The organism is Shewanella sp. BJSY2023SW007, assembly GCF_047314525.1.
Lineage (GTDB): Bacteria > Pseudomonadota > Gammaproteobacteria > Enterobacterales > Shewanellaceae > Shewanella > Shewanella chilikensis.
In genome coordinates, this window is the sequence record NZ_JBKORL010000079.1 from 23,395 (window position 1) to 49,405 (window position 26,011).

24 protein-coding genes and 1 pseudogene are annotated in these 26,011 nt (G+C 52.1%); 14 read left to right on the top strand and 11 right to left on the bottom strand.

Annotated features, from left to right (window positions below):
• Window positions 1–10: 10 nt before the first annotated feature.
• The gene (gene malQ, locus ACMHXE_RS13530; RefSeq protein ID WP_413732524.1) at window positions 11–2,275 is read right to left on the bottom strand and encodes a 4-alpha-glucanotransferase; all 2,265 of its coding nucleotides are present in this window, start codon (window positions 2,273–2,275) and stop codon (window positions 11–13) included.
• A 340-nt stretch (window positions 2,276–2,615) separates the two neighbouring features.
• Window positions 2,616–3,128, bottom strand: coding sequence for a MarR family winged helix-turn-helix transcriptional regulator (locus ACMHXE_RS13535; protein WP_025011422.1), 513 nt, complete (start codon window positions 3,126–3,128; stop codon window positions 2,616–2,618).
• A gap of 271 nt (window positions 3,129–3,399) precedes the next feature.
• On the opposite strand from ACMHXE_RS13535, the gene ACMHXE_RS13540 reads away from it, so the two are divergent.
• The 8 genes from ACMHXE_RS13540 to ACMHXE_RS13575 all read left to right on the top strand — a co-directional run bounded on the left by ACMHXE_RS13540 (window position 3,400) and on the right by ACMHXE_RS13575 (window position 11,387).
• Complete coding sequence (locus ACMHXE_RS13540) at window positions 3,400–4,587, top strand: KamA family radical SAM protein (RefSeq protein ID WP_224866216.1); 1,188 nt, start codon at window positions 3,400–3,402, stop codon at window positions 4,585–4,587.
• Between the two features lie 3 nt (window positions 4,588–4,590).
• Window positions 4,591–6,036 (top strand): sodium:solute symporter family protein, encoded by a 1,446-nt coding sequence (locus ACMHXE_RS13545; RefSeq protein WP_413732527.1) that lies wholly within the window; start codon window positions 4,591–4,593, stop codon window positions 6,034–6,036.
• 5 nt (window positions 6,037–6,041) lie between these two features.
• Complete coding sequence (ablB, locus tag ACMHXE_RS13550; protein WP_413732528.1) at window positions 6,042–6,872, top strand: putative beta-lysine N-acetyltransferase; 831 nt, start codon at window positions 6,042–6,044, stop codon at window positions 6,870–6,872.
• Window positions 6,873–7,224: 352 nt separating this feature from the next.
• Window positions 7,225–8,373: an L-threonine dehydrogenase gene (gene yiaY, locus ACMHXE_RS13555; RefSeq protein ID WP_101055445.1), complete on the top strand. Its 1,149-nt coding sequence runs from the start codon at window positions 7,225–7,227 to the stop codon at window positions 8,371–8,373.
• Between the two features lie 327 nt (window positions 8,374–8,700).
• On the top strand, window positions 8,701–9,066 hold the full coding sequence (locus tag ACMHXE_RS13560; protein WP_101055446.1) for a cytoplasmic protein: 366 nt from the start codon (window positions 8,701–8,703) through the stop codon (window positions 9,064–9,066).
• Window positions 9,067–9,500: 434 nt separating this feature from the next.
• Entirely contained in the window at window positions 9,501–10,802 is a 1,302-nt protein-coding gene (locus ACMHXE_RS13565; protein WP_101055447.1) for an NAD(P)/FAD-dependent oxidoreductase, read from the top strand.
• 100 nt (window positions 10,803–10,902) lie between these two features.
• Window positions 10,903–11,139 (top strand): hypothetical protein, encoded by a 237-nt coding sequence (locus tag ACMHXE_RS13570; protein WP_234556840.1) that lies wholly within the window; start codon window positions 10,903–10,905, stop codon window positions 11,137–11,139.
• A complete protein-coding gene (locus tag ACMHXE_RS13575) occupies window positions 11,136–11,387 on the top strand; it encodes a hypothetical protein (RefSeq protein ID WP_028778989.1) in 252 nt (83 codons plus the stop codon). Before ACMHXE_RS13570 ends, ACMHXE_RS13575 begins: the two co-directional genes overlap by 4 nt.
• Here ACMHXE_RS13575 and ACMHXE_RS13580 read toward each other — a convergent pair.
• The 6 genes from ACMHXE_RS13580 to ACMHXE_RS13605 all read right to left on the bottom strand — a co-directional run bounded on the left by ACMHXE_RS13580 (window position 11,384) and on the right by ACMHXE_RS13605 (window position 17,232).
• A complete protein-coding gene (locus ACMHXE_RS13580) occupies window positions 11,384–11,902 on the bottom strand; it encodes a YgjV family protein (protein ID WP_101055450.1) in 519 nt (172 codons plus the stop codon). The two genes, ACMHXE_RS13575 and ACMHXE_RS13580, sit on opposite strands and share 4 nt — an antisense overlap.
• A gap of 60 nt (window positions 11,903–11,962) precedes the next feature.
• Complete coding sequence (locus ACMHXE_RS13585) at window positions 11,963–12,553, bottom strand: Crp/Fnr family transcriptional regulator (protein ID WP_165565403.1); 591 nt, start codon at window positions 12,551–12,553, stop codon at window positions 11,963–11,965.
• Window positions 12,554–12,565: 12 nt separating this feature from the next.
• Window positions 12,566–13,228: a hypothetical protein gene (locus tag ACMHXE_RS13590; protein ID WP_101055454.1), complete on the bottom strand. Its 663-nt coding sequence runs from the start codon at window positions 13,226–13,228 to the stop codon at window positions 12,566–12,568.
• A 388-nt stretch (window positions 13,229–13,616) separates the two neighbouring features.
• Complete coding sequence (locus ACMHXE_RS13595) at window positions 13,617–14,171, bottom strand: MarR family winged helix-turn-helix transcriptional regulator (protein ID WP_101055456.1); 555 nt, start codon at window positions 14,169–14,171, stop codon at window positions 13,617–13,619.
• Between the two features lie 145 nt (window positions 14,172–14,316).
• Window positions 14,317–14,889: a PhnA domain-containing protein gene (locus tag ACMHXE_RS13600; protein ID WP_039034741.1), complete on the bottom strand. Its 573-nt coding sequence runs from the start codon at window positions 14,887–14,889 to the stop codon at window positions 14,317–14,319.
• Between the two features lie 99 nt (window positions 14,890–14,988).
• On the bottom strand, window positions 14,989–17,232 hold the full coding sequence (locus ACMHXE_RS13605) for a TonB-dependent receptor domain-containing protein (RefSeq protein WP_226564480.1): 2,244 nt from the start codon (window positions 17,230–17,232) through the stop codon (window positions 14,989–14,991).
• 180 nt (window positions 17,233–17,412) lie between these two features.
• On the opposite strand from ACMHXE_RS13605, the gene ACMHXE_RS13610 reads away from it, so the two are divergent.
• Window positions 17,413–18,087, top strand: coding sequence for a DUF2461 domain-containing protein (locus tag ACMHXE_RS13610; protein WP_071476618.1), 675 nt, complete (start codon window positions 17,413–17,415; stop codon window positions 18,085–18,087).
• Window positions 18,088–18,148: 61 nt separating this feature from the next.
• Here ACMHXE_RS13610 and ACMHXE_RS13615 read toward each other — a convergent pair whose 3' ends face one another.
• Entirely contained in the window at window positions 18,149–18,721 is a 573-nt protein-coding gene (locus tag ACMHXE_RS13615; protein ID WP_413732533.1) for a TetR/AcrR family transcriptional regulator, read from the bottom strand.
• Window positions 18,722–18,901: 180 nt separating this feature from the next.
• On the opposite strand from ACMHXE_RS13615, the gene ACMHXE_RS13620 reads away from it, so the two are divergent.
• The 4 genes from ACMHXE_RS13620 (at window position 18,902) to ACMHXE_RS13635 (ending at window position 21,977) form a co-directional block, all read left to right on the top strand.
• Window positions 18,902–19,522 (top strand): glutathione S-transferase family protein, encoded by a 621-nt coding sequence (locus ACMHXE_RS13620; RefSeq protein ID WP_215793763.1) that lies wholly within the window; start codon window positions 18,902–18,904, stop codon window positions 19,520–19,522.
• 28 nt (window positions 19,523–19,550) lie between these two features.
• Window positions 19,551–20,222 carry a glutathione S-transferase family protein gene (locus ACMHXE_RS13625; protein WP_025011401.1) on the top strand — a complete coding sequence of 224 codons (672 nt, stop codon included), beginning with the start codon at window positions 19,551–19,553 and terminating at the stop codon, window positions 20,220–20,222.
• Between the two features lie 126 nt (window positions 20,223–20,348).
• Entirely contained in the window at window positions 20,349–21,665 is a 1,317-nt protein-coding gene (locus ACMHXE_RS13630; protein WP_413732536.1) for an RsmB/NOP family class I SAM-dependent RNA methyltransferase, read from the top strand.
• 150 nt (window positions 21,666–21,815) lie between these two features.
• Entirely contained in the window at window positions 21,816–21,977 is a 162-nt protein-coding gene (locus tag ACMHXE_RS13635; RefSeq protein ID WP_100145030.1) for a small highly charged protein, read from the top strand.
• Between the two features lie 1,405 nt (window positions 21,978–23,382).
• On the opposite strand, the gene ACMHXE_RS13640 is transcribed toward ACMHXE_RS13635, so the two are convergent.
• A complete protein-coding gene (locus ACMHXE_RS13640) occupies window positions 23,383–23,556 on the bottom strand; it encodes a hypothetical protein (protein WP_168429423.1) in 174 nt (57 codons plus the stop codon).
• A 141-nt stretch (window positions 23,557–23,697) separates the two neighbouring features.
• Here ACMHXE_RS13640 and ACMHXE_RS13645 point away from each other — a divergent pair, with 141 nt between their 5' ends.
• Window positions 23,698–24,579, top strand: a complete 882-nt coding sequence (locus tag ACMHXE_RS13645; RefSeq protein WP_413732538.1) for a WYL domain-containing protein — start codon at window positions 23,698–23,700, stop codon at window positions 24,577–24,579.
• Between the two features lie 361 nt (window positions 24,580–24,940).
• Here ACMHXE_RS13645 and ACMHXE_RS13650 read toward each other — a convergent pair.
• A pseudogene (locus ACMHXE_RS13650) lies at window positions 24,941–25,936 on the bottom strand (transposase).
• Window positions 25,937–26,011: the final 75 nt, after the last annotated feature.

The window sequence follows — 26,011 nt, forward strand, 5'->3', positions numbered from 1 at the left end:
CGGCGCGGGTTCATTGGCGACGATTTGCTGTTTCATCTGCATCTCCTGTTGATTGAGCTCGAAGCCGCTCCGGTTCAGCGCTGCAACTTTGCTCGCGCACCCGGCGGATATCCCTGAGCAGGTTTTGCAGCAGCTCGGAATCATTGAGCCTTTCCACGGCCAACGAATAACGTCGGCGCCAGTTGGGATACTCAGCGCTGGTGCCCGGGATATTGACCGCCACCTTATCGCCGAGCAGATCTGTCAGCGGCAGGCTGAAAAGCGCACTGCGCCCCGAGGCGACTGTGACGGCGAGGTTATGGATCAAGTTGTGGGTATAGGTGACAGAGTTCGGTTCAAGTGAAACTTTTAACTTGTTTTCAAAGGGATAAAATTGCGACAGCCAAACTTCAAGAGCCTGAATATCCCTGCGGCGGTCTTCGCTTTCCCTTGCGTATTGTTCAGCCCCCAGCAGGCCAAGTTCCCGCCTGAGCCTGAGATCTTCTTCTTCCAACCAGGCTTTGAGCGGCGCTACATCATGGTTGCTCAGCATCATGATGGCGTTTGGCTTGTAGTCATTTGGCGGCCGAAATCCACCAAAGTCAGGGAAATCCTGCTGCTCACGGCAAAAATAGAACAGCTCATTGGAGTACAGCCCGCCAAGCTTAAGCGGCGCTACGATTTGCGGCGGCACCAGCCCAAGGTCTTCGCCAATCACCAGGCAGCGGGCACGCTGGCTCTCCAGCAATAAAATCGCCCGCAGGGTATCGAAGGGGTAATAGACATAGGCGCCTTCAGGCTCGCCAGACTCAGTTTCGACTGCAGTTTCAATCTGGTTTTCGGCGCCGACCGGCCACCACCAGAGACGAAACAGCGACATCACGTGATCTATCCGAATGGCACCACAGTGGCGCATGTTGGTGCGCAGCAACTCAATAAAGTGGCTAAAATCCGCCTGCTTGAGACCGACGGGATCCAGAGGCGTCAGCCCCCAGTTCTGCCCCTGGGGCGCAAAGGCATCCGGCGGCGCCCCTATGCTGGCACCTTGGCAAAACTGACTCTGATGCTGACTCACCTCAGTGCCGCTGCCAACTGTGCCGACAGCCAGATCCCGGATAAGGCCGATACTCATGCCGGCTTCTATGGCGCGGGATTGGCACAATGCCAACTGCTCTTCGGCAACAAACTGCAGATAGAGATAAAAGCCGGCATCTGTGGGCCAATCCCCTGTGGCGAAACTTGCCTGCTCCCGGGCATAGTGCTGCAGCGCCAGTCCCTCCCGGCGCACAAAGCCTTCGTAGCCCAGGCGCCTGGGAGCATCCTTGGGCAAAGCGTTGAAACGCAGCCACATTGCTTTGAGGCGGGCACACTTATCACGGCTGACAGCGACATAGTCCAGCCAAGGGCTGAAGGCCGTTTGCTCGGCAAAAGATTCAGCATCACGGATTGGTGCCATCCCTTCGGCGCAGAGCGGCGGCGAAATATACAAGGGGTGCAGGCGGCGTCTGTCTATTGGGCTGTAGGGACTTGGGGAGGCATCCTCAGTGAGCGCCAGCGCATGCAGGGGGTTGAGCAGAATAAAGTCCAGCCCCTTGGGGGCCAGTTGGGTTATCAGCTTCAGTAAGGCTCCAAAGTCGCCCATTGCCTCTGGGCCGGGAGTATCCTCCTGCCAGAGCGAAAACAGCTGCACGCTGACGCCCCAGGGCCTGCGGTGAGGCTCGGTTTGCCGCGCCCTGTTTTTTTGCAGTACGCCTTGAAAGGCCTGCCTTGGCGCCACCATCAAGGTGCCCATAGCAAGCAGCTTCTCCTCGCCATCAGGCTCGATGATAGATAAAGACACCCTGTGGTAGCCAAGTCCTGCGGCAATGCCACAGTTGCCGGAAACCTCGTCCAGTTTAAGCTCGTGCTCAAGATAGCAGCGCTCACCGATACGATAATCGCCGCGCACCGGGCAGTCTGCCGCTGAAAAGCTGACAACAAACTCCTCACCCAGTTCACTCGTCAGCGTCAGCTGCAGCGCCTTGGATGGCAAAGACTGCGCCTCGAGTCTGAACCTCAGACCGAGACTGTCGAGATAGCACCACTGAAATGAAGGCAACAGCTGCTGCCAGGGCTCGGCATCGAGCTGATAGATCCGCCGCTCAATCCAGAGCTCGCTCGCCTCTTCGGGTATAGGGCCACACATGGCGCTGAGGATCTGTTTGCGTGTGCCGGCCGATGTAGGGCAAAAACGCCCATAGCTGTCGCTGAAGCCGTCCCCTATCCCTTGCAGATACAGCAACTTCTCCAGTCCCATCTCAGCACTCCACGCCAATCACCTTAAGTTCCCTGTGAGCAGATAGCATGCCAGGGCAAAATAACAGCAATAAGACAGAGGTGTGTCAGCCAAGTGACAAGTATTTAATATTTTAATTCAGTAGCTTCTGAAAATTCGCCCTGATCCTTGGCGAGCGTCTCGCAAAAGGCATCAAAAGTAAATGAGTTGCCCCAATGACTCAAGACTGTGCAATCTTTCACCAATTGAGTGCAAAACATCGCCGACAAAAGCCGGGATTGGCAACCTGGGGGGGAAACTGGGTTCTGGCAAAAATCAATCTTGGGGTCGCTGACGGCGACCCGCTTGTAAAGAGGAAAACTCAGCTCTTGGTTTGCTTTGGGGTCACAGCTTCCGGCTCATCGCTCGGCTGAATTTGTCCCACCAGCAGCATGGGGGCGGCATCCAGCTCTTCGGCATCCATCATGGTGGCAATCCGCTCCACGGCCGACAAGAGCTGGCTCTGCTCCCAGGCCTCCAGCGCCTGATAGCGCTTGATAAAGTGCTCCTGCAGCGGTTTGGGCGCCTGTGCCAGCAAGGCAGCACCGGACTCACTCAGCAATAGGTGTACCTTGCGCTTATCGGTTTGGCTGCGCTGACGTATAACCAAGCCCTTGGCTTCAAGACGGTCGATGATAGTGGTGACTGTGGCAGGACTCAGATTGATCTCGGTCGCCACCTGTTTGGCGAGCGGCGATCCCATGGAAGCGATTTTCTGCATCACCATAAGCTGCGGTCCGGTGAGGCCCGAGTGCTTACTCAGTTGCCTGGAATGCAGGTCGATGGCGCGGATCACTTTGCGCAGCGAGATTAATAACTGCTCATACTTTTCCATGAATACTTCCTACTCACACTGGTTCGAAAAGGGCTACTGAAATCACAGCTAGCCGAAAGGCGCCAGCTTATCAGAAAAGCCCGGCAAACTCATAGCCCATCAACTTAATAGCTGAATTTCCCAAAGTGTCTGCGCCGACAAATGCAACTTTAGATCAACAAATCATTCATCTTTTGTTGATACGAAAACCTCATAATGCAATCATTAGACAACTAACGATTAGGGCTCAAATTAATTATTGAGTATTAATTATCAGAAAAGGACTATCCCCATGTCGGCCACCAGCCTGAAGTACAAGAGCGAAGAAAATCCTATTCCACTGAAAGTCATCACAGAGAAGCGGCCATTTTCCAGCCATCAGGCGCTGATGCAGTTTGATGTTGCCAATCGCTCCTGGCGGGAAACCTTGTCGCTGAGCTTTAAGAATGACAAGCAACTATCCCAGGTATTCAACAATATTCGCGCGGTTGATGACCAAGTTTATGAAGTGATTGCCGCCAGGATCACCCCTTATATAGCCCAGCTGATGGACAAAGATGATCCCAAATGCCCAATTCGGTTGCAGTATGTTCCAGAACAGGATGAGTTGGAGGTCGCCCCCCATGAAATGGGCGATCAATTGGCGGAAGATGACATGATGCCCGAAGGCACCTCGATAGTGCACAGGTATCCCAACCGGGTGTTGTTCCTGGTACACAACATCTGCGGCTCCTATTGCCGCCACTGCACCCGCAAACGCATGGTGTCCGATCCGCTCAACGTGATCTCCATGGACAGAATACGTCGCTCGGTGGAGTATCTGCGCCAACATACAGAGGTGCAGGACGTGCTCCTGTCGGGCGGCGATCCTTTGCTGCTCACAGATGACAAACTGGATGAAATTCTGTCTATGATCCGAGAGGCCAGACCGGATCTGAAAATACTGCGTATCGGCAGCCGTTTATTGGCGCAGCTTCCTACCCGGGTCACGCCCGAGTTGTGCCGGGTACTGAAGCGTAACCGAGTCACGCTGATCAACACCCAAGTAAACCATCCCAGAGAAATCACCCCTTTATTCAGCAAACATATCACTATGCTCAGGGAAACCGGCATCATGCTCGGCAACCAGAGCGTACTGATCAAAGGCGTCAACGACAGCATAGATACTATGCAGGAACTGGTAATGGAGTTGGTATCCATAGGCATACGTCCCTATTACGTCTATGCCATGGATCCGGCGCCGGGTAACAGCAAGTTTCAGGTCAGTTATCAGCGAATGCTGGAAATCTATCACGGCATCCGCGGCTGGGTATCCGGCCCGGCTATTCCCACCTTTATCGTCGATGGCGTCGGCGGCCTGGGCAAAATGCCGGTGCAGCCGGAATATGTCAGCAGGCAAACTGGCTCGGAAGGCGAGCGCCTGATAGCCACCAACTTTGAGGGGCGCAGTGCCGACGTATCATTCCTGCTACAGGAGTGATCCATGCACCCTTTGGATTATGGGATTTTCCTGGCGTACCTCGTAGGTTTACTTGGGTTTGGTTACTTCCATTTCAAACGCCACAGTGACGGTGATGACTACTATCTCGGTGGCCGTAATATCAAAGCCAGGCACGTAGGCTTTTCCATTGCCGCCACGGATGTGGGCGGCGGATTTTCCATAGGTCTTGCCGGTCTCGGCTTCAGTATGGGGCTGGCGGGCAGCTGGCTGCTGTTTACCGGTTTGCTGGGGGCCTGGTTATCTGCTGTGTTTGTTATTCCCAGGGTCAAACGTCTGGAGCAGGGCGAGCGCTTTTATACCTATCCGGATCTGCTCAAGCACAGATTCGGGGCCAGAGTCGCCATGTTGGCCGCCTTGATCTCCTGTATCGGGTATCTGGGGTTTACCGGCGCGCAGATCCTCGCCGGTGCCAAACTGGCGGCCGCGACCCTTTTGCCCAAGGGCTTCGATGCCTTGCCGCCGCTGCAGTTGGCACTCTGGGTCATAGGCGGAACCACCATACTTTACACTGTATTTGGGGGGCTCAAGGCGGTTATCTATACCGACAGCGTACAGTGGCTCATTTTATTGCTGGGCTTGATTGGCTTTACCCTGCCCTACGCCCTGGTGGAGGTCGGTGGCTGGCAGGGGCTGAGCCGCAATCTGCCGCCGTCCCACATGTCACTGACCGCTATAGATCCCATCACGGCCATCAATTGGCTACTCACCATCACACCTGTGTGGCTAATTGCCATGACTCTCTATCAGCGAATGTTTGCCTGTAAAGATAGCGCCACCGCCAAGCGCGCCTGGTATCTGGCCGGGGTGCTTGAGTATCCCCTGATGGCGATATCCGGGGTTTTATTGGGGATGTGCGCCAGAGTCATGTTGCCACATATGGACAGTGAAATGGCGGTGCCGGCGATGATCCGCGATCTCTTGCCAATGGGCTTTACCGGGCTGATTATCGCGGCATATTTTTCCGCCATCATGTCCACCGCAGACAGTTGCCTGATGGCGGCATCCGGCAACCTGACCCAAGATCTGCTCGGGCTGGATCCCAGAGGGAACAACACCCTGAGACTGTCGATGATTGCCACTCTATTGCTGGGGCTGGTAGCCATCTATCTCGCCAGTCAGGCCAGGCAGGTATTGGATGCCATTCTCTATGCTTATGCCTTTATGGTTTCCGGGCTGTTTGTCCCGACTCTGGCGGCGCTGTTTTGGCCCAGAGTCAGCTCCACGGCGGCACTTTGCGCCATGCTGGGAGGTGGCCTCACGGCGCTGGCGCTACTGACAGAGCTGCTCAAGCTGCCGGATGGCTTGGCTAAAATCGGTCTGGATCCCAGTATCTATGGCATTTTGGTCTCCGCCGGATTGTTGCTACTGGTCAATGTCATTCACCAACCTGCTCCCAAGCCCAGGCTCACCTCACATCAGGACAGTTAACACTCATGACCCGAGCTCAATTTGATCAGCAACTCAACTTACTCGGCGCCCACATCCAGCATGGCCCGGCCAATGATCGCATCTATCTGATCTCCCTTGGTAATGCCGAACCCGGCCCTTTACTGGATGCACTGAGAGCCCTGGCGCTGCAACATGGCTACGGCAAAATCATCGCCAAGCTACCTGAGCATAAGGCCGGTCTGTTTTTGGCATATGGTTTCAGCGAAGAGGCCAGGATCCCCAATTTTTATCAAGGCCATGACGCCGTATTTCTCGCCCATTACCAGGACAAAACCAGGCAGTTTCGCACCATACCGGAGTTGGATACCCTGCTGGAGCGCGCCAGGTCGGATATCAAGCCTGAATTCCATTCAGCGGCCGAGGTCAGTCGCTGCCGCGAAGAGGATCTGCCGCAGATGGCCAGGCTCTATAGTGAGGTGTTTCCCAGCTACCCCTTCCCCATTGAAGATCCGGAATTTTTGCGGCAGAACATGGCCAGTGACGTCGACTACTTTGGGATCCGCCAGCAAGGGCGACTGATAGCCCTGGCTTCTGCCGAAAAGGATCCCAAGAGTCTCAGTGCAGAGATGACAGATTTCGCCACTCTGCCACAGGCTCGCGGACAGGGCTGCGCCAGAGCCTTGCTGGCACATATGGAACAAGCAATACTCCACCAGGGCTACCGAACCGCCTATACCATAGCCAGAGCCGTTTCCGTTGGTATGAACCGTACCTTTGCCGCGGCAGATTACCGCTATGGCGGCCGTCTGCACCTTAATACCCAAATAGGCGGCCAGATAGAGAGCATGAACCTCTGGCATAAATTACTTGTTTAGCTACCACTTATGTGGTACTTAAAGGATCGGTCTACCACGGAAAGGTTCGATTACCCAATATAAATACGGGACTTTGTCGAGAAAATTCCATGCTTTCGACTAATAGCCCTCCCCTTGTTAAGGGATAATATGGTGACCGTGGGACCCCTAACCACCATGGAAGGAAAGGTGTTATCCGCATATGTGTCATAAAAACAGCTTTTATGTCACTTAGTTTCATTTCTCTCTTAATTTTCTTTCTTTTTGGCGCAATTCTTGGCGCCACCTCACACTTTTTGGTCAGATGAGTTGGTAATTTGACATCAAGAGAGAGATACAGATTTCATTTTCAACAGCATATACAGGTGAACTTATGGCTGCTAAATTCTTTATCCCTTCAGTAAACGTCCTGGGTCAGGGCGCTGTAGACGATGCTATCGGTGATATCCAGACTCTGGGATTCAAACGAGCCCTGATAGTGACAGACAAGCCTCTGGTCAGCATAGGTCTGGTGGGACAGATCGCCGAAAAGCTGGGACAGGCAGGTATTAGCGCCACAGTATTCGATGGCGTTCAACCCAACCCAACCGTTGGCAACGTGGAAGCAGGCCTTGAGCTGTTGCGTGCCAACGACTGTGACTTCGTAATCTCCCTGGGCGGCGGTTCACCACACGATTGCGCCAAGGGTATTGCCCTGGTTGCAACCAATGGAGGTTCCATCAAAGACTATGAAGGCCTGGATCAGTCAGCCAAACCCCAGTTGCCTTTAGTGGCTATCAATACAACGGCCGGCACCGCCAGTGAAATGACCCGCTTCTGCATCATCACAGATGAAAGCCGCCATATTAAGATGGCCATTGTTGACAAGCACACTACCCCCATCATCTCGGTCAACGACCCTGAACTGATGCTGAAAAAACCTGCCAGCCTGACCGCGGCAACCGGTATGGATGCCCTGACACACGCGGTAGAAGCCTATGTTTCCACAGCAGCTAACCCCATCACTGATGCCTGTGCCATCAAGGCCATTGAGCTTATTCACGCCAACCTGGTCAATGCGGTAGAGCATGGTGACAATATCCAGGCCCGTGAACAGATGGCTTACGCCCAGTTCCTCGCCGGTATGGCATTCAACAACGCCAGCCTGGGTTATGTACATGCCATGGCGCACCAGTTGGGTGGTTTCTACGATCTGCCCCATGGCGTATGTAACGCCCTCTTGCTGCCTTATGTGCAGGAATACAATGCTCAAGTGGCGGCACCAAGACTGAAAGATGTTGCCAAAGCCATGGGTGTTGATGTCAGTGCCATGAGCGATGAACAGGGTGCTGCGGCGGCAATCAAGGCGATTAAAGAATTGGCTTCGGCAGTAAAAATCCCTGAAAACCTGACAAAAATTGGAGTAAAAGCCGAAGATATTCCTGTACTTGCAGAGAATGCTCTGAAAGATGCCTGCGGCTTTACCAACCCTAAACAGGCGACTCACGAGGAAATTTGCCAAATTTTCACTAACGCACTTTGATACATTTGTAATATAATTTCATCGTCCGCTTTTTCCCTGCAATGAGAAAGCTGTACAAGAGGCCCGCTCACAGAGCGGGCCTCTTCTCTTGCAGTTACCACTCGCTTCAAGCTTCCAAGCCCATCAGCTCAGCATTTCAACGGTTATTCGGCAACAGCTAAATTTTGAGATCTGTCCCCGGTTTATTTCTGTCGAATACAGGCTAAATGAGATTAACAACAGCAAGCAATAAGGAGTACACCCCCGCGTTTGTAACCCTTGTCACAGTGGCCGATTGTTAGTTCAGCCCCTATGATGAATTCAGGAATCAACCAGGCAGGATCCCTTATGACAGCCATTAGCCAGATAATCAATTACACAGTTCGTTGCCCCCACTACCAAGATCAGAGCGCCGAAGCCACATGGCGCAATCACATCGAAATCAATCACTCGGCAGAAATCGCCCTTGACCGACTTAGTAAGTGGCATGCTCACTCAGGTAACAGGGTATTTTGTTTTCAAAACATAGTGGTGCGTAAGGCAGAAAAGGAGGAGGCTTACTTCGCCATGATCAGCGAAAGATTAAAATCCTCTGGCCATGCCCTGATCACGCTCAAAGTGTTTATGGACAAGTGCACCAAAGATACCTCTGTTGAGGAGATAGTGGAACACATATACCAAGACTGCCAGACTCGCCTGAAAAGCCTGGGTTAAACCGCCCTGAAGCTGATTACCCCTGAGTCAATTAAGCTGCCATAGGCAGTACTCTCAATTGGCCGTATCCTTGTCATTTCTGGTAAAGATACGGTCAAACAAGCGCTAGCTCACAGATTTACTACGGACAACGGCGATAGATCACAGTTATTCAATTCATTCCGGCACAAATCCGATAGATAATATCATTTTTGAGAAAATCATTTCCTTATTTTTCAAAAGCTAATAAAAGAAAACTCAAACTTACCTCAGATATAATCCATTTTTAGGCCAATTGTTGGCAACCCCTGGCGCTGCTAGACTTTCCTGCGCGGGCCAAAGTCTAAAGATCTCAATCATTCAGGCCTTGCGGGGTTGATGCAAATCAGGGCGACCGAGTTCGCCCGCCGAAACAACAGAATTTGTTTTTAAATCTGCAACAGGAAAGCCATTAAATGCACGAGTTAGCCAATATCGTCATCGTCGGCGGCGGCGCCGGTGGTATGGAGATCGCCACCAAACTGGGCCATAAACTGGGTCGCAAAGCCAAGGCCAGAGTCACGCTTATCGATGTCGCCGACAGCCATGTCTGGAAACCCCTGCTCCACGAGGTCGCCACAGGCGCATTGGATGTCGGGGTTGATGCCATCAGCTACCGCAGTCACGCAGCCGCTCACGGCTATCACTTTCAGCAAGGCGCCATGACGGACATAGACCGTAAAGCCAAGCAAGTGATACTGGCGCCCATTTGTGATGACAAAGGTGAAGAGCTGTTGCCATCGCGGCGCATCGACTATGACTATCTGGTGGTTGCCATCGGCAGTATCGCCAACGACTTCAATATTCCCGGGGTGCGGGAACACTGCGTCTTCCTCGACAACACAGAGCAGGCCATGGCCATCCGCCAGCGCTTGTTGAACAAGTTTATGCGTTATGCCAGCCATCAACAGTTGGATGAGAAGATCAAAATCGCCGTCGTCGGCGCCGGTGCCACCGGGGTGGAGATGTCGGCCGAAATGCATCACGCAGTGGATCAGCTCAAGGGCTTTGGCTACAAGATAGATACCAGCCTACTGGAAGTCACCCTGATAGAGGCCGACAAACGAATACTGCCCAAGGTGGAAAAAGAAGAGATCTCGGCGGCAGTCGCCAGAGAGCTGAGCACTCTGGGAGTCCGGGTGATGACCAATACCCGTATCACCCAGGTGACAGCCAAGGCGTTGACTACCAGTGAAGGCGAAGAGATCCCGAGCGATATGGTGATCTGGTCCACCGGGGTCAAGGCGCCTGAGTTTCTCCACGGTATTGGCGGCCTGGAAAGCAATCATATCCATCAGCTGCTGGTCAAACCCAATGCCCAAACCACGCTGGATGAGCATATCTTTGCCATTGGAGACTGTGCCGCTTGTCCGCAACCGGACGGCAACTGGGTGCCGCCAAGGGGCCAGGCCGCCAGGCAGATGGCCTTGATGACAGCGGATAACATCATAGCCATGCTCAGCGGCAAGACTCCCTCAAAAGAGTACCTTTACAAGGATCTCGGTTCACTGGTGAACCTGTCGCGCTTCCACACGGTCGGCAACCTGATGTCTTTCATTGGTGGAGGCGTCATGGTCGAAGGCAAGATAGCCAGATTTGTCTATACCTCTCTCTATCGCCGCCATTTGATAGAGCTTCACGGCGTGGTCAAGGGCACCCTGCTGATGTTTGCCAAGGGGATAACCCGGATAATCCATCCCCACCTCAAGCTGCATTGATAAAGGGGGCGCCAGGCGCCCCTCTTTTATTTGCCACGCCGGCAAGGCTATAATCGCTGCTGACTTATTTACCCGTAACAGACGAATTCAGATACTGCCTATGACAGCTCAATCCACCGACTTTTCCAATATCAACCAAAGCAGCGCCCAGTCCTTCAAGGCGCAGAAGAATCTGATCAAACAACTGCTGGCCGGTAAAAAAGTGCCCTGCCCTAAATGCCAACAAACCTTGAGTGCCACCTTGCCACCGGCAAAATCCACCTCAGAGCTTGCCAGCATCCGCTGCCCCAAGGGCTGCACTGATATTGAGCTGGAAACCGAACTGCCGGGCAAGTGAGTAAGCCCAATAAAAAAGGACCGCAACAGACGGTGGAAATCATCTGCTGCGGCTGCAAGGCAAAACTGTTCAAATATCGAAAGGGCGGCAAAGGCGCCTTGGTTAAATGTTTTGTCGAACGGATCCTGACAGATCATACGCAAACGCCCTGTACCTGCCCCGGCTGCGGCCAGGTCTTCGCACGTCAGGCACTGATCCGCGGCGTGCCTGCATTCAAGATTATCGGTGGCAAGGCGCGCATGAATTAGCCCCCTTGTGCGGGCGCCGAGCCTTTGCGGCGCAGATAGAAACGGTAGTATCCCAACAGATTGCTGCCGATAAACACAGACTCCATCAATACCGCCATCGGCGAACCCAACAGGATGTTATTCAGCAGCCAGCAACCGCTGCCGATGAACATCAGCTCCCTTAATCGTTTGTCATCACGGCAAAAGGCCGCCCTGGTCTGCAACAAACTGCCGGCCAGACTCAAAAGATCGAGCCATTGATTGAAACTCAGGGCCACGGCTGTGACCGAAGCGGCCATAAACAGCCACATCAGACGTCTGTCGACGGTGAAGATACTGACAAAGAATCTGACACTGGCAACCAACATTAAAATGGCCGGGCTCCAGTGGTTGAGCAAGATAAAATGCGCCGAGATCAGCAGGCCCGACACCAGCAGACAAGCGAGCACGGCACGCCTGTGCCTGAACTGGAATGACAAAAGATCGCTAAGCAGCGCCAGAGTGACCAATAGCTGTGAAATAACAAAAATGGACAACACAGTATCCCGGAAGATTGAAACCGGCCGCTATTGTGCTGTGCCATTGAGGCGATGGCATTAACTTAGGTTAAGACGCCGGCGAATGCGGCTGAGACTCTCTGGGGTGATGCCGATATAGTTGGCCAACTGCACCTGACTCAGGGCACTTATCCAGTGTGGCCAGTGATTTTTTAACCACAGGTAGCGCTGCTCTGGCGACTTGAGCAATAGAAAAGCTTCTTTCTGCTCCTTGTAGCGCAGCTGGGCACGCAGCAATGAAAGCTCGGCACGCTGAAACCCGCCAAGCTCAAACAGGCTCAAGGGCACGACCACCAGAGTACTGTTTTCCAGTGCTTCAAGTTGATAACGGGCAGGCTCAGCACTGAGAAAACTGCTGTAAAGCAGGCAAAATTCGCCAGGGAAATAGAACTCTTTGCAGCGCTGCTGACCATCACTCAGATAGTGGCAGGCCCGCAGCAGACCATTGAGCAATAAAAAGCCCGACTGCTGTTTGCCACCTTGTGCCAGCAGCACCTCACCTGCCTGACAACTTTTCAGCTGAGCCTTATCCAAGAGTGGCGCCACAGCACTGGGTTCAAGCCCCAACTCAAGGAAAAAGTCTGTCAGCGCCCGGAAAGCAGCCTGATGAGACATAGATTCATGGCTCATTCAGTCGGGCGCCTATTGGGAAGAAGACGGCAGAATCGAGGTAAGCGTCACAAAGAAAGTGCGTTCCATATACTCGCCCGGCGCTTCGGCCATGGATTGCTCTTGGGTGCGGGTCTTCAGCGCCAAAGTCACGCTGTAAGGCGGGTCGAACGGCTCTTTGGGGGTGATGGCTTCTATCTCAATTCGGTCGCCGAGAAACTGGCTGGCCAGATGCGCGATGGCGCCGGTTTGATAGTCGAATCTGAACATACCCAGATACCAGAACACACCAGAGCCCTGGGTTGTCACCGCGAAGGGAACAACAAACTGCATCGATTCGGCATTGCCGGGCAAGTTTAAGGAGGTCAGCTTACGATAATCGAGCAACACCTCCCCACGAACCACTTCATCCTGATATTCGCCAAACGCCAGATGCTGCTCTTCTTTAAAGCCGGTAAGAGTGACGGCCTTATTATTGTCCGGTAAACGGATCCTGAACTGTTCTCGGGTGTCCAGATTGAACAGCCGCTGCATCACACCTTGAGCCCCGCCATCGAATTCAGCCAGTGGACGCACCATATCGTTTTCCCTGACATAGAGGTCATCCTCGGTGAAGTTGAACCTGTAGATCCCAAGCGCAATCACCGCCAGAAACACCAGACCCAACACTAGAGCCACACGAATAAACAGCTTCATAATTCATCCTATCAACAACAAACCCAACCATATCGGCACACTGGGCTTACCTTAACCTCAAAGCCAAGTAGCCGCAGCCGGGATCTTAGGGCCTGTCAGCCCGGGTTCAGTCAAGAGCGCAATATTTAATATCTGTTGAAACACCCACCTATGACTGAAACGTTAGCCATCAAAGGTACTTGCCAATGAGTTTCAGCCAACCAGATTCAGTATCATTAATTTATCAAATACAGTAGCAGACAGCTTGGTCATTGAGAACTCAAGTTCGGCAACTGGAGATGCAGCTATTGAGGGCCCACGCAGTGCATCAATTAACAAAACAAGCGCACTGAAGGAGCCTCGCGGCTCCGCCAATGACGGAAGGTTACCTTTGCCCAAGATAGATAGCTCAGGACTCGAGCTCTGCCAGCCACACTTTGAGTAAAGCCGCCAGCCTCTGCCTGTCTTTGGCAGAAATGCCCTTGAGCAACTGCTGCTGAGTCGCCATATGAGCAGGCAGTGCGGCCTCAACTTTGGCCTTGCCTTCGACGGTTAATCTTACATTCACCGCGCGGCGATCTTCGGTGCTGTGGCTGCGACAAATGAACCCTTTCTGCTCCAACTTATCCAAACGGCTGGTCATGGCGCCTGAGGTCAGCATCATGCTCTGGTGCAATTGCCCCGGAGTCAGAGTGTATGGCTCACCGCTGCGACGCAAGGTTGCCAGCACATCAAACTCCCCCTGACGCAAGCCAAATTCGCTATGGCAACGGAGGATTTCAGCATCTATATATTTGTAGATCCTGGCCAGGCGGCCAAAGACTTCCATCGGCTGCAGATCGTCAGTCACCCCGGCAACCAACCACTGGCTGACTATGGTGTCTACCCCATCCTTGATAGCTGTGGATTGCGGCTTGTGGGCTTGTGGCTTGTGGGTTTGTGTTTTTAGCTCTTCCTGCGACATAACTATCTCTATAGCAAGATTCTTTATAAGGAATATTATGCCAGCAAGCGGCTATTCCCAAGCCTGAAAAGCAAAAACGCCGCAGAAATCGATTTCTGCGGCGTTTTTTTACTGAATCAATCAGTGAAGAGGCGAATAACTCCCCTTATGATTTCTTCACATAACAGCTCAGGATAACGATGCGAGTGCCATTGACCCGGCCTTCGATATGCTCAGGGTTGTTGGTCAGAGCTATGTTACGCACGGCTGTACCGCGCTTGGCCACAAAGCTGGTGCCTTTCACGTTGAGATCTTTAATGATCACCACGCTATCACCGGCGGCCAATTGAGTGCCGTTGCTGTCCAGTGTCGGCGCCGAGTCATCGCTCTCGGCCGCCAAAGACTCGGCATCGCCCCAAGCTTTGAGATCGTCTTCCAGATAAAGCATATCCAGCAGATCCTGAGCCCAACTCTCGCCATTGAGACGCTTGAGCATGCGATAAGCCATGACCTGCACGGCAGGAACCTGACTCCACATACTGTCGTTCAGGCAACGCCAGTGGTTAACATCCATGGTGTCCGGAGCGGTAATCTGGCCTTCACAGGTAGCGCAGATCATAATGTCGCTATCTGTGCGATCACCCGAGTGAGGCAGATCATAGACAGACAGAGCGCCTTCGGCTCCACAGAGTTCACATTTCCCGCCACAGCGGCTTTGCAGTTCAGTTTCTGAAGTCATCACTAATATTCTTCGTTCAGGCAAAACGCACATTATGCCGCAAAATCAGAGCTTGATCAGGTTTGCAGCTCACAAAAGCACAAAATAACTGGGGTTTTATCAGAACTGGTACGCCAGACTGAGGCGAATATCCCGTCCCTGAGCCGCAATGCCATCGGCCAGATGCGGACTGTAATACTGGTTGGTCAGGTTACGCAGCGCCAGCCTCAGCTCAAGCCCCTGCAACATATCTTCCGGCTGGAAGCCGAGATACAAGTCTTGCAGAAAATAGGCCTGGCTCGGTCTATCGCTGACAAACAGGCCCTCATCCGGCACCTTCTGCTGCGCATCATACCAACTGCCACGCCAGGAGAGCGACAACTCGGGAGTCAGATAATACCCCAGGTGCAGACGCATATTGAGCGGAGGAATGTCTGCCAGGTTTTCATCCCTGCCACTGCTGTCACGCAGGCTGCCGCTGTGCTTGCCGCGGGTATAGGAAGCCGTATAGTCGGCAAACCAATCGTGCCAACGGTATTGAGCCTCGAAGTCGCCACCGTAGATATGGTAGCCGTCGAGATTCACATAACCGCTCTCAAATGGTTGACTCTTGTCGACCCAGAGCCCTTTGCGCTGGGCGATATCCTGTTTTCCCTGATTCCAATACAGAGTCAGTTGGGTCGAGAGCCTGTCATCACCGGCGAAGACCCCATCAAAGGCGCTGCTCAGCCCAAGCTTATAGGCGTGCAGCCGCTCGACATCTATCCCGCGACTGGTCGCCTGAGCACTACTGGCCTTGGCATATTGCACCGCATAAATCTCATCCACCACAGGTGCCTGCAGGCTGTAGGCATAATCCAGGGTCAGAAAGCTGACATCACCGAGACGGTATTCCAACCCAAGCCTTGGCGACCAACCGCTGTGGCGGGTAGAGGAAAAATCATGACCGACACTGGGGTCGTTGTAATCCGGCGCCAGATTGCCATGGCCTATGCTGTAAATACTGTCGAAACGCAACGATGGTTTTAGAATGAGGTTATCCGTCAGGGCAATGCTGTCGCTGAGATAAAAGGCGTAGGTATCCTGGCGACCTCCAGGCTGGTAGTAAGGCGTGTACAGGCCGAAGTTTTTCTCCGCCTTGTTCTGATAACTCTTGTTGAATACCAGTGAGCGGCGATCGAGCGAGCGGTACTGCAGCCCCACAGTCAATAAGTGGTCACCCAACTGGCTGGTGTTGTTGATATCGATAAAGTCCCTGTCGTATTCGAGCCAGGACTCATGGCCAAAGTTACCCACAGAAACAAACATCTTATCGAAGGCTATCTGGGGCCTTACCCAGTGTCTGTCGTTACTGCTGCTGGACAGCGCCAATTGCAGATCCCACAGCGGACTGGCCGGTGTATAACGGTAGTTGAGTGAAACTGTGCTGTCTTTGTAACTGTTGAGGGCGGTATTGGCGTATTCTGCCGCCTCAAAAGAGCCGTACTTTTTGATATTGAACTCAGATACAGTGGGCATTTCGCCGCGGCGGTTGGCCCAGGGTTTACGGCCTTCATCATCGTAGGAGGTATAGCTCAAAGACAACTTGTGCGCTCCCAGCTCATAATCCAGCTTGGCCAGGAGGTTGTTTTGCCGATAGCCTGAGAAACGAAACACCTGGCCGTTGCCCAGCTCAAGATCGCCGGCATCTTTATAGCTGTAGTTAACAAGTGCCGACAGCCCTGAGTTCAAGCGGCCATAAAGCGTACCTGTGTAAGTCTCCAAGCCGTTGTTATCGGCATAGCTGGCCTTGACTCTGGCGCCCAATTTTTTGCCGTAATCCAGAAAATCATCGGCACTCTTGGTCACCACATACATGGAGCCACCGAAACCACCATTGCCGGAGCGGGGATCGTGGGCGCCCTTGATCACCTCAATTCGCTTGACCATATCCGGGTCGATAAAGAAAGAGCCGTAGCGATACTGTTCAAACCCGACCGGGGCGTTGTCGACATAGACATTGAGATCTTCTGTCTCACCAAAGCCCCAAACATTGATTTTCTCACCGCCGCTACGGGGGCCGCCATCAAGAGTGATGCCGGGCACAGTGTCCAGCACTTCGGCAAAGTTTCCCGCCTGTTGCTCCTCTATGTCCTCCAATGTCACCAAGGCTTCGCCCGGACGGGTCAGCGTCAGTTCCCGACGAAAAGGCTGGCCACGCACCTCTATGATCTCTATCGCTTCCACCTTAGGCTCACCCAGCACACTGCTACCACTCTTGGACGGCAGAGAAGTGGCGGCCAGCAAGGGCCAGGGCGCCAAGGCACACAGCAGTAATGGCAGCTTGCCGCTCGGCGCCATTCGCCGGGATTGTTCGCTTGTCATCTATCATCTCCCCTTAAAAATAAGGCGGCATTATAAGAGCCAAGCTTACAAATGAGAATTATTCTCATCGATATTTACACAGGATCCAATTTGGTTATCTTTGTTTTAAAAATGTAAAACCACTTGACTCACAACAGGCTTTCACCTGAGATATCGCCCTGAAGAAAATGGAGAACAAAGATGAGCTTCAGCGAACAAGGTTTTGCCTTTCTGACCCGGCTGGAAAACAACAACGACAGGGCCTGGTTCAAGCAACATCAGGACGAATATGAAACCCTGCTCAGGGGGCCGGCACTGACATTTATTGAACAGATGCAGCAGCCTATTCAGGCCTTGTCTCCCAGATTGACGGCGGTCGCCAAGAAGGTCGGAGGCAGTTTGATGCGACCACAGCGGGACACTCGCTTTGGTCACGACAAGTCGCCCTACAAGCTCAATGTCGGGATCCAGTTTCGCCATTTTCAGGGTAAGGATGTTCACGCTCCCGGGTTGTATCTGCATCTGGCCAACGATGGCTGCTTTATCGCTGCCGGGATCTGGCGCCCCGAATCCAAGGTGCTCGGCGCCATCAGGCAATGTATCGACGACAACCCACGCGCCTACAGCAAGGCGTTGGAGGAATTACAGCGCCATGGTTTTACGATGGACGGTGACAGCCTGGTGCGGCCACCCAAGGGGTTCGATAAAAGCCACCCATTGATAAACGAATTGAAACGCAAAGACTTTGTGGCGCTTAAGATGCTGACAAAAGAGCAGGTTTGTCGCAGCGATTTTGTCGACTTCTGTGCCAGCGAATTCCAGCACACCCAGGCGTTGATGCGCTATCTGTGCTTTGCCCTGGACTTGGATTATTGATGTCTGTTCCTGGATTATTGATTGCCGCACCCGGGCTTAAACCGCCCAGGTACAATCTGGCTCAACGTCCAAGCTGAGCGCGCATCACGCTCAGCGCCTGCTGCAACTCCTGATGCAAACCGGCCTTGCCTAGCACCCGAATTCCCTGCAGTTGCAGCAGTAACCAGGCCGCGAGCGCCTCGGTATTGTCGCTGTTAAGCTCGCCGCGCTCTCTGGCGTGGGTCAGCGCCTTGGCAAACGCCTCCTTGATGGAGTCAAACAAGTGCCGACTCTCTTGCTGCACGACTGCATCATCCAGGCTCATCTCCAGCAGCGCATTTTGCAGGAAACAGCCGTATTTTTGCTCTCGCTGCTGGGCCACAAACTGTTCAAGATAATCAATTACCTGCTGCAACCCTGCGCCTTCGGCGCGCAGGCTGTCGAGCGCTGGCAAAGAGTTTTGCTGCAGATACAGACGCAGCGCCTCCCGGTACAGGTTCAGCTTGTCGCCATAAGTGTTATAGAGACTGAATCTGTTGATCCCCAGATGCTCCACCAGATCCGCCACTGAAGTGGCGGCATAACCCTTTTGCCAAAAGAGCTCCATTGCCAATTTCAGCTTATCTTCCCGGTCAAAATTGCAACTTCTTGCCATACTGCTCCCAAGCGTTTCCAGCGAGTGACGTGCTGTATATTTAGCCAAATTAATTCTTGACTGATCGTTCTGATATCCCCTAAAGTCTAACCTAAACGATCGTTCCGAAAAAGATTTGAATACATTTTCCTGACAGCCAAGCCAGGGGCAAAACGGCCCAAGACAGATGGAGAAAGATAGATGAAGCTGTATGAACTCGGACCTACCCCAAGTGCCCGCAGAGTCAGTATTTTCATGGCGGAGAAAGGCATAGATATCGAGCGGGTACACGTCGATCTTCGCGGCGGAGAAAATCTCTCGGCCGAATTCAAGGCCAAGAGTCTCAATGGCCGCATTCCGCTGCTGGAGCTGGATGATGGCAGTTATCTGTGCGAATCTGTGGCCATCTGCCGTTATCTCGATGAGTTGTTCCCTACCGAACTCAAGCTCTTTGGTAGCACACCGCTGGAGCGAGCAAAGGTGGAGATGTGGCAACGCATCGTTGAACTGCAGGGGTTGTTACCTGCCTTTCAGGCATTTCGCAATATCAGCGGCATCTACAGCGACCGGGAAACCTGCATTCAAGCCTGGGGCGAAGAATCCCGCAAGCGCCTGGAATCTTTCCTGCCTCTGCTGGAGCAGCGCCTGAGTGAATCCCCTTATCTGGCCGGTGACAACTACTCCATTGCCGATATTACCGCCTATATCTTATTGGGATTCATCAAAAATCTGCAGATTTCACTGCAACCTTTCCCTGTGCTCCAAAACTGGTATGAGCAAACCGGACAACGCCCGGCAATGAGCCAGCCAAAACAAGGATAAAAGCAAGGATAAAATCTAGGAGACACACATGATTGAACTCTATACCGCCGCCACCCCCAACGGCTTTAAAATCAGTATTGCCCTGGAAGAAATGGGCTTGCCTTACCGGGTACACCATCTGGATCTCAGTGCCAATGAACAGAAACAACCCGAGTTTTTAGCCATCAATCCCAACGGCCGGATCCCGGCCATCATAGACAGGGATAACGATGATTTCGTGGTGTTTGAATCCGGTGCCATCCTGCTTTACTTGGCTGAAAAAACGGGGAAATTCTTACCTGTTGATGCCAAGAAGCGCTCCAAGGTCATCCAATGGCTGATGTTCCAGATGGGCGGCGTAGGCCCCATGATGGGACAAGCCAATGTGTTCTATCGCTATTTTCCGGAGAAGATCCCGGCCGCGATAGAACGTTATCAAAAAGAGGGCCGGCGCCTGTTTGAGGTGATGGATAATCAGTTGGCCAAACATGCCTATCTGGCCGGTGATGAGTACAGCATAGCCGATATGGCCACCTGGCCCTGGGTGCGGATTTACGACTGGAGCGGCATAGATATTCAAGGTCTGCCTCATCTGCAACGTTGGCTCGATACGCTGGCTCTGCGCCCGGCCTGTCAAAAAGGCATAGTCACCCCGGAGTCCAGGGACCAGTTAAGCGATGAAGACAGGGCCAAACAGATAGCGCAAATGGTTACCCGCTAAATCTGAGCAGTGTGGTAAGCATTAGCAAACAGTAGCAACCATTAGCAAACAAGGTGCCGGGGACAGGCCGCGGCACTTCTGTTAATATTGGCGCCATTGCTATCCACACTTGATGCAGAGAAACCTTTGACCGCGCCAAGCCCTTCACTGACTCCGGCCCAAAAACGTGCCACCAGTTATGCCAACACCATAAACACACTGTTTACTGAAATCCTCGACAGTCGCCAGAGTGCCGATCGGGTGCTGGCGAACTATTTCCGCAGCAACAAGAAACACGGCTCCAAGGACAGAAGAGTCATTCGGGAAACCCTGTTTGCCTTGTTTCGTTGGTGGGGTTGGTTACAACAACTTGAAGCTACCGATGAGCAAAGCCTGTGGTTCCAGCGCCTGGCATTGGCGGCGGCAATAGAAGCCCACCCTTGGACGGACATTATCTGTGCCTGGCAGCAACGAGCCGGCAAGTCATTTGCCCTGCTTGAGCAGGCTCTGGCCCCCAAAGCCGCCGCCGAATTGGTATCCAAGGTCTCTGGCCGACATGTCTTGGTAAGAGACCTGGCGCCTGACTGGTTCTGGCAGGCCGTGGCGCCGCTGCCAGAGGCCCGGGAAGAGCTGCTGATAGACGCGCTTTGCAGCCGCCCGCCCATCTGGGCCAGGGTGCAAAATATGCCGCTGTACAAAGCCCTGGCCGAGCTCAGAAGCGCCGGAGTCGATGCCAGCGCCGCTCCCGTCTTCAATGATGCCATCAGCCTTGGCAGCAAGAGTATCAATCTCAATGAAATCAAACTCTACAAAGAAGGGTTTATTGAGGTGCAGGATCTGGCCTCCCAGGTCATAGGCCAGGTTTGCGCCCCACGGGCCGACGAAAACTGGTGGGACGCCTGCTCCGGCGCCGGTGGCAAGAGCCTGCAACTCAGCTCGCTGATGCAGCAAGATAACGCCGCCAAAGGCGTTTTGGGTACTATTACCGCCTCGGATATCCGCCCGGCAGCACTCAATGAACTGGAAAAACGCGCCAAACGCGCCGGTTTCAACATCAAGGTTGCGCCTTGGCGCAGCGATGCCCTGCCGGTTGCCAGAGAAGCCTTCGACGGCGTGCTGGTCGATGCCCCCTGCAGCTGCACCGGCACCTGGCGCCGAAATCCGGACATGCGCTGGCTGGATGACAGCCAGGCCATCAGCGATAAACCCGCGCTGCAGTTCGACATACTCAGCCGTGCCTGCGATGCGGTCAAGCCTGGAGGCACTCTGGTTTACGCCACCTGCTCACTGGCGGACAGCGAAAACCGCCAGGTGGTCGATGCCTTCTTGGCCAAGCGGCCCGAGTTTACTCTGGAAACGCTCAGCCACCCATTCAGCGGTGAACAGACGCAGTATTTGACGATTTGGCCCTTTGAAGCCAATGCCGATGGGATGTTTGTTGTTCGTTTTCGTAAACAAGGCTAACAAGAGTCAGGTTAGTGCCCGAAGGGAATCGGGGACAGACATGCAATAATTTTTACCTTGAGACGCTAAATTTCTCACTTTAGCTTGACCGGCGCTTTAGGTAAAAAGGAGCGGTGCAACCTATATGCACTGTGTTATTGGAAATGGATCATGTCAAACCACTATGATTTCGACGACGATGATACTCCATGGGGAGATCATGTCAGAGGCAAGCAAAAGAACAAACGGGTCAAACAACGCCGCCGGGACAGCAAGAGACGTTATCCGGACGAATATATGGAGCCTGAGTTCCTCAGAGATAAATGGAAATAATCTTGGCTTAATCTCAAGAAAACCAATCAACAACAAAGGGGCTGAAGGTGCGAATAAGAAAAGTGCGAATAAGCCCCATTTGTGCACGGCATCGACTCACCTGTCTAGGCTACGCCAATTTGCAACAACGCCAGCGGCGGCTCCGAAGGGGGTATTGGTGCAATTCTGTGAGAACTAACTTGTTTGAAGCTATCTATATGCCCGCAGACATACACCTCATTTCCAGGCACAGGCGGAACTGTGACCGTCGAAAACAGGGACGTTTTCGTCGAGGCTACATGGACGTATTCACGCCGTGTCACAGGATCGCCTGTGCGAAAGGCACACCGCAGGTGATTGACTACACCGAGGCCGGAAGCTCGGCCAGTACTAACTTAGGAACTTTTAGCTGGAAGCTATGATAGCCGCTGTGCCAGCGGCCTAAAGTCGTGGAGCTTCGCCCCACACCCGAGGAAAGGGGGCTGTATCGACTCGCCCCCTTTCCAAACCCCCAGCGACCCGCGACGCAGCGGACAACCCCTTGTGCTTATGATGCCAATTCGCTACCGCGCCAGACGCTCATCCCTGATTCGACTGGCGCTGCTTCGGCATCCATGCCTCGCTACGCGATTGTCATCAACGCCCTGCGGCCGCTTCGAGCGGGGGTCGGTGCAATTCTGCAATCATAGCGTTACTTGAAATTGCTTATATATCCACAGACATACACCTAATTATCAGGCACAGGCGGAACTGTGACCTTCCGAGGCATGGATGCCGAGGCTGAGCTTACAGGGACGTACTCGCAGCGAGTCACAGGAGCGCCTGTGCATAAGCCTGCGGCAGGCAATTCGAGACGTCCGTCGCTGGAAGCCCAATCAATGTTATTTGGCTATTTTGGGCAGAAAGCCATACTAGCCGCTGTGCCAGCGGCTTTCGGCGACACCGAGGGGGACATCGGTGTATCCCGCCAACTTTGAGCATTGTCAGTCATGATAGCGATGTGTTTTTCACGATAAATCATTAGGACAATAAACGCCTTAGACGACTAGATATCAATGACAGCCATTTAAGCAAAGAGAGCCTACAAATAGCAGGCTCTGTAACAAAAGATTCAATATAAATCTTTAAGCGGGCATTGAACGCCAGTGCGCTCCCACATCTTCCCAACGTCCGTACCTGAAACGTCGATACGAACAAACATGAACAGTTTTTGATTTCATGATAAAGATTCTCTTTTACGTTAGAGAGGGATCTCAACTATTGTGAAAAGAGCTTCAAAACGGTACGATGCGGTTGCGTTAATCGGAATCGTTGTTCGTCAGCTGAGCGCGAGACCTCTCAGTGTAGGGCTCTAGGTCCATTGTTAGCGCAATGGTCTACTCTTCACGTAATACGGCTTCTATTGTTAGCGCAATAGAAGCCGTTTTTATTTTTCCTTACGAACTCCTTTGAACGGATTGCCGTCCTGTTTTACATCCATAAATCGCCCAGTCTTGGTATCTCTTTTCACCCACTGTTCTGTCACAGGGTTGAATGTTTGAGATCTTCCTTTAACGGCTCCGTTGCGGTGCCCATCCCCAGAAGGAGGATTTGTAGCCATAATTTCACCTCGTATACCATATCTAGTGCCTGAGACCATCCCAAGCACAACAAATAGTGCCACATCTTTTTGATGTGGTCAACGCGTCTTTTTTGCATTAAACTATAAGATATCTGCTAGCCCTCTGAACAAGGGGAACATATGAATACACAAACTATAAAGCCTGCCAAAAGCCAAAGATTAGCTTTCATCGAATTCCGTCTGTACTACCTTGGATCGGTATCCAGACAAGACGTGACTGAACGATTCGATTGTAGCGATGCTGTTGCTACCAGAGACTTATCTGACTACCAAAATTTACGTGAAAAAAACTGCACTTACGACAAGAGTACAAAGAAATACGACAAAACGAATGGCATATTTGATTTCTTATTTGATCTTCCAATAAACAAAGTTCTTCTAGAACTCATTGAAGGTGGACAGACATTATTAGAAGCTCAGAAAACAGGGATAATTAGTGGGTGCACTCCTATTTCACTGGTTTCACCTAATAAGGAAATTGTCTCTGAAATATCTAGATCAATATACAAAGGTAAAGTTCTAAAAATAAAATACAAATCTCTAAATAGTGGTGGCGGCTATAGGGAAATTATACCTCACAGTATATTCAGCGATGGTCTAAAATGGTATGTAAGGGCGTATGACAGAAAGAGAGAGCAATTTATAAACTTAAATATAACACGAATTACAGAAGCAACTGAGACATCTTTAGAAATAGAAAATAATGAAATTATTCAGTCGGATAAAAAATGGAACTCTACTGTGCCATTAGTATTAGCCCCTCATCCAAATGTCAAACACAAAGAAGCTATTGAAGCTGATTACAATATGGACAATGGGGAGAAGATAGTTTATGTAAAAACATCTATGGTTGAATTTTTTCTCAGAAAATGGAATATAGACTGTTCGCCTGCTGGAAATTTATTGAAAGGTGACGAATACCAATTGTGGCTTAAAAACAATCAAGCATTGTTAGGAATATGCGATTTTAAAATAGCTCCAGGATTTAAAAATCATGACTAGATTACAACAACAACAAAGACACCCATTGTTAGCTGAGTGAAGACTCTAGTTGCCTGGATTACAGAAACATTGATGTTTTCACTAGGAGAAAATCATCTTTCAAGCCTTTTGAGGGCCATTCAGGGAGAACCTAAACAACAAAGACACCCATTGAAAAACAACAAAGACACCCATTATTAGCTGAGTGAAGACTCTAGTTGCCTGGTTCACAGAAAAACTGATGTTTTCACTGGGAGAAAATCATCTTTCAAACCTTTCGAGTGGCGCTCGGTTATTGAAATGAGCGCAAAAGTCGAATTTCAGACACGATGTCGGTCGAACAAAGTTCGATTGGAGATGAATATCTTGGAGCCTCGGGGATTCAGCTAAACAGCTTCTGACAATTAGCGGCCCCTTGCCTTCGTCGTCGCTGTAAGTGAGTACAGTAGTCGGTAAGAGATTCCAGTGTACCAACCGGCCCTTTGAATAGACGGCTAAAATCAGTCGTCAACTTGAGCCAGTTGTCGATGGGGATGTTTAAACGATTCAAAATGGTTGTTGTGCCGGCAGTAATGTGGCCGCGCTTGTCTTGGCGGATAATGCGCCCGGTATCATCGACCAGTTGCAGATAATCCTTGGCATCAAAATGTAATCCTTGTGGCATGTTCAGCCGTTCATTGCCAACAAAGGGTAACAGCTCAGGTGTGTTTTCGCCCTGCATCGCGGCCTGTATCCGCCGTTGAATACTGGTATAGTCTGAGTCTTCCGGGGTTTTGGCTATTCCTGCGCGGATAGGGTTCAGGTCCACATAAGCCATGCAGGCCAATACGGCTGCATCATCCAATAGCGCCTGGGATTTGAAGCGGCCTTCCCACAAATTTATCCGGAATAAATTTGAACAGCTTTAGCTGGCCCGCAGGGAGAGCGCCAGGGATGGCGGCGAATAAAAGCGACCACTGCACCCGTCTTCCCGATTGGCCTGTCTGGCAATAGGTTCATTGAGCGCACGCATAAACCAACTGATATCCATCAAACGTTGGCGATAGACTTCAGTGGTTTGTTGCAGGGTGAGATATTCAATATCAGAGAGTGTTTCACTGCGGAGAAAACGCTGAGATAACAGGGTTCCACTGTAAAGCAGGTGCCAACGCTGTAAAACCTGCTCCAATGTCCATTCTGTGGCGGTTTTCAAGTCGACTCTGAGTACCAAGTGCAGATGATTGGACATAACTGCATAGGCACACAAGTCAATGGCGAACACTGCCGCCAGTTCCAATAAGCGCGACTCAACCCAATCACGGCGATGTTCATAACTCTTGCCGGAATAATCATCAACGCCACATAGAAAGGCGCGACGTACACAGCGGGACAAATTCATCGGGAATGAATTTGAACAGCTCCAGCTGGCCCGAAGGGGAAAGCACAGGGACGTGCTTTATAAATGCAGTGATAG

Excerpts from the sequence above, each read along its gene's own strand:
- malQ (WP_413732524.1), bottom strand. The coding sequence starts at position 2,275 with ATGGGACTGGAGAAGTTGCTGTATCTGCAAGGGATAGGGGACGGCTTC.
- ACMHXE_RS13535 (WP_025011422.1), bottom strand. The coding sequence starts at position 3,128 with ATGGAAAAGTATGAGCAGTTATTAATCTCGCTGCGCAAAGTGATCCGC.
- ACMHXE_RS13540 (WP_224866216.1), top strand. The coding sequence starts at position 3,400 with ATGTCGGCCACCAGCCTGAAGTACAAGAGCGAAGAAAATCCTATTCCA.
- ACMHXE_RS13545 (WP_413732527.1), top strand. The coding sequence starts at position 4,591 with ATGCACCCTTTGGATTATGGGATTTTCCTGGCGTACCTCGTAGGTTTA.
- ablB (WP_413732528.1), top strand. The coding sequence starts at position 6,042 with ATGACCCGAGCTCAATTTGATCAGCAACTCAACTTACTCGGCGCCCAC.
- yiaY (WP_101055445.1), top strand. The coding sequence starts at position 7,225 with ATGGCTGCTAAATTCTTTATCCCTTCAGTAAACGTCCTGGGTCAGGGC.
- ACMHXE_RS13560 (WP_101055446.1), top strand. The coding sequence starts at position 8,701 with ATGACAGCCATTAGCCAGATAATCAATTACACAGTTCGTTGCCCCCAC.
- ACMHXE_RS13565 (WP_101055447.1), top strand. The coding sequence starts at position 9,501 with ATGCACGAGTTAGCCAATATCGTCATCGTCGGCGGCGGCGCCGGTGGT.
- ACMHXE_RS13570 (WP_234556840.1), top strand. The coding sequence starts at position 10,903 with ATGACAGCTCAATCCACCGACTTTTCCAATATCAACCAAAGCAGCGCC.
- ACMHXE_RS13585 (WP_165565403.1), bottom strand. The coding sequence starts at position 12,553 with ATGAGCCATGAATCTATGTCTCATCAGGCTGCTTTCCGGGCGCTGACA.
- ACMHXE_RS13590 (WP_101055454.1), bottom strand. The coding sequence starts at position 13,228 with ATGAAGCTGTTTATTCGTGTGGCTCTAGTGTTGGGTCTGGTGTTTCTG.
- ACMHXE_RS13595 (WP_101055456.1), bottom strand. The coding sequence starts at position 14,171 with ATGTCGCAGGAAGAGCTAAAAACACAAACCCACAAGCCACAAGCCCAC.
- ACMHXE_RS13600 (WP_039034741.1), bottom strand. The coding sequence starts at position 14,889 with ATGACTTCAGAAACTGAACTGCAAAGCCGCTGTGGCGGGAAATGTGAA.
- ACMHXE_RS13605 (WP_226564480.1), bottom strand. The coding sequence starts at position 17,232 with ATGACAAGCGAACAATCCCGGCGAATGGCGCCGAGCGGCAAGCTGCCA.
- ACMHXE_RS13610 (WP_071476618.1), top strand. The coding sequence starts at position 17,413 with ATGAGCTTCAGCGAACAAGGTTTTGCCTTTCTGACCCGGCTGGAAAAC.
- ACMHXE_RS13615 (WP_413732533.1), bottom strand. The coding sequence starts at position 18,721 with ATGGCAAGAAGTTGCAATTTTGACCGGGAAGATAAGCTGAAATTGGCA.
- ACMHXE_RS13620 (WP_215793763.1), top strand. The coding sequence starts at position 18,902 with ATGAAGCTGTATGAACTCGGACCTACCCCAAGTGCCCGCAGAGTCAGT.
- ACMHXE_RS13625 (WP_025011401.1), top strand. The coding sequence starts at position 19,551 with ATGATTGAACTCTATACCGCCGCCACCCCCAACGGCTTTAAAATCAGT.
- ACMHXE_RS13635 (WP_100145030.1), top strand. The coding sequence starts at position 21,816 with ATGTCAAACCACTATGATTTCGACGACGATGATACTCCATGGGGAGAT.
- ACMHXE_RS13640 (WP_168429423.1), bottom strand. The coding sequence starts at position 23,556 with ATGGCTACAAATCCTCCTTCTGGGGATGGGCACCGCAACGGAGCCGTT.
- ACMHXE_RS13645 (WP_413732538.1), top strand. The coding sequence starts at position 23,698 with ATGAATACACAAACTATAAAGCCTGCCAAAAGCCAAAGATTAGCTTTC.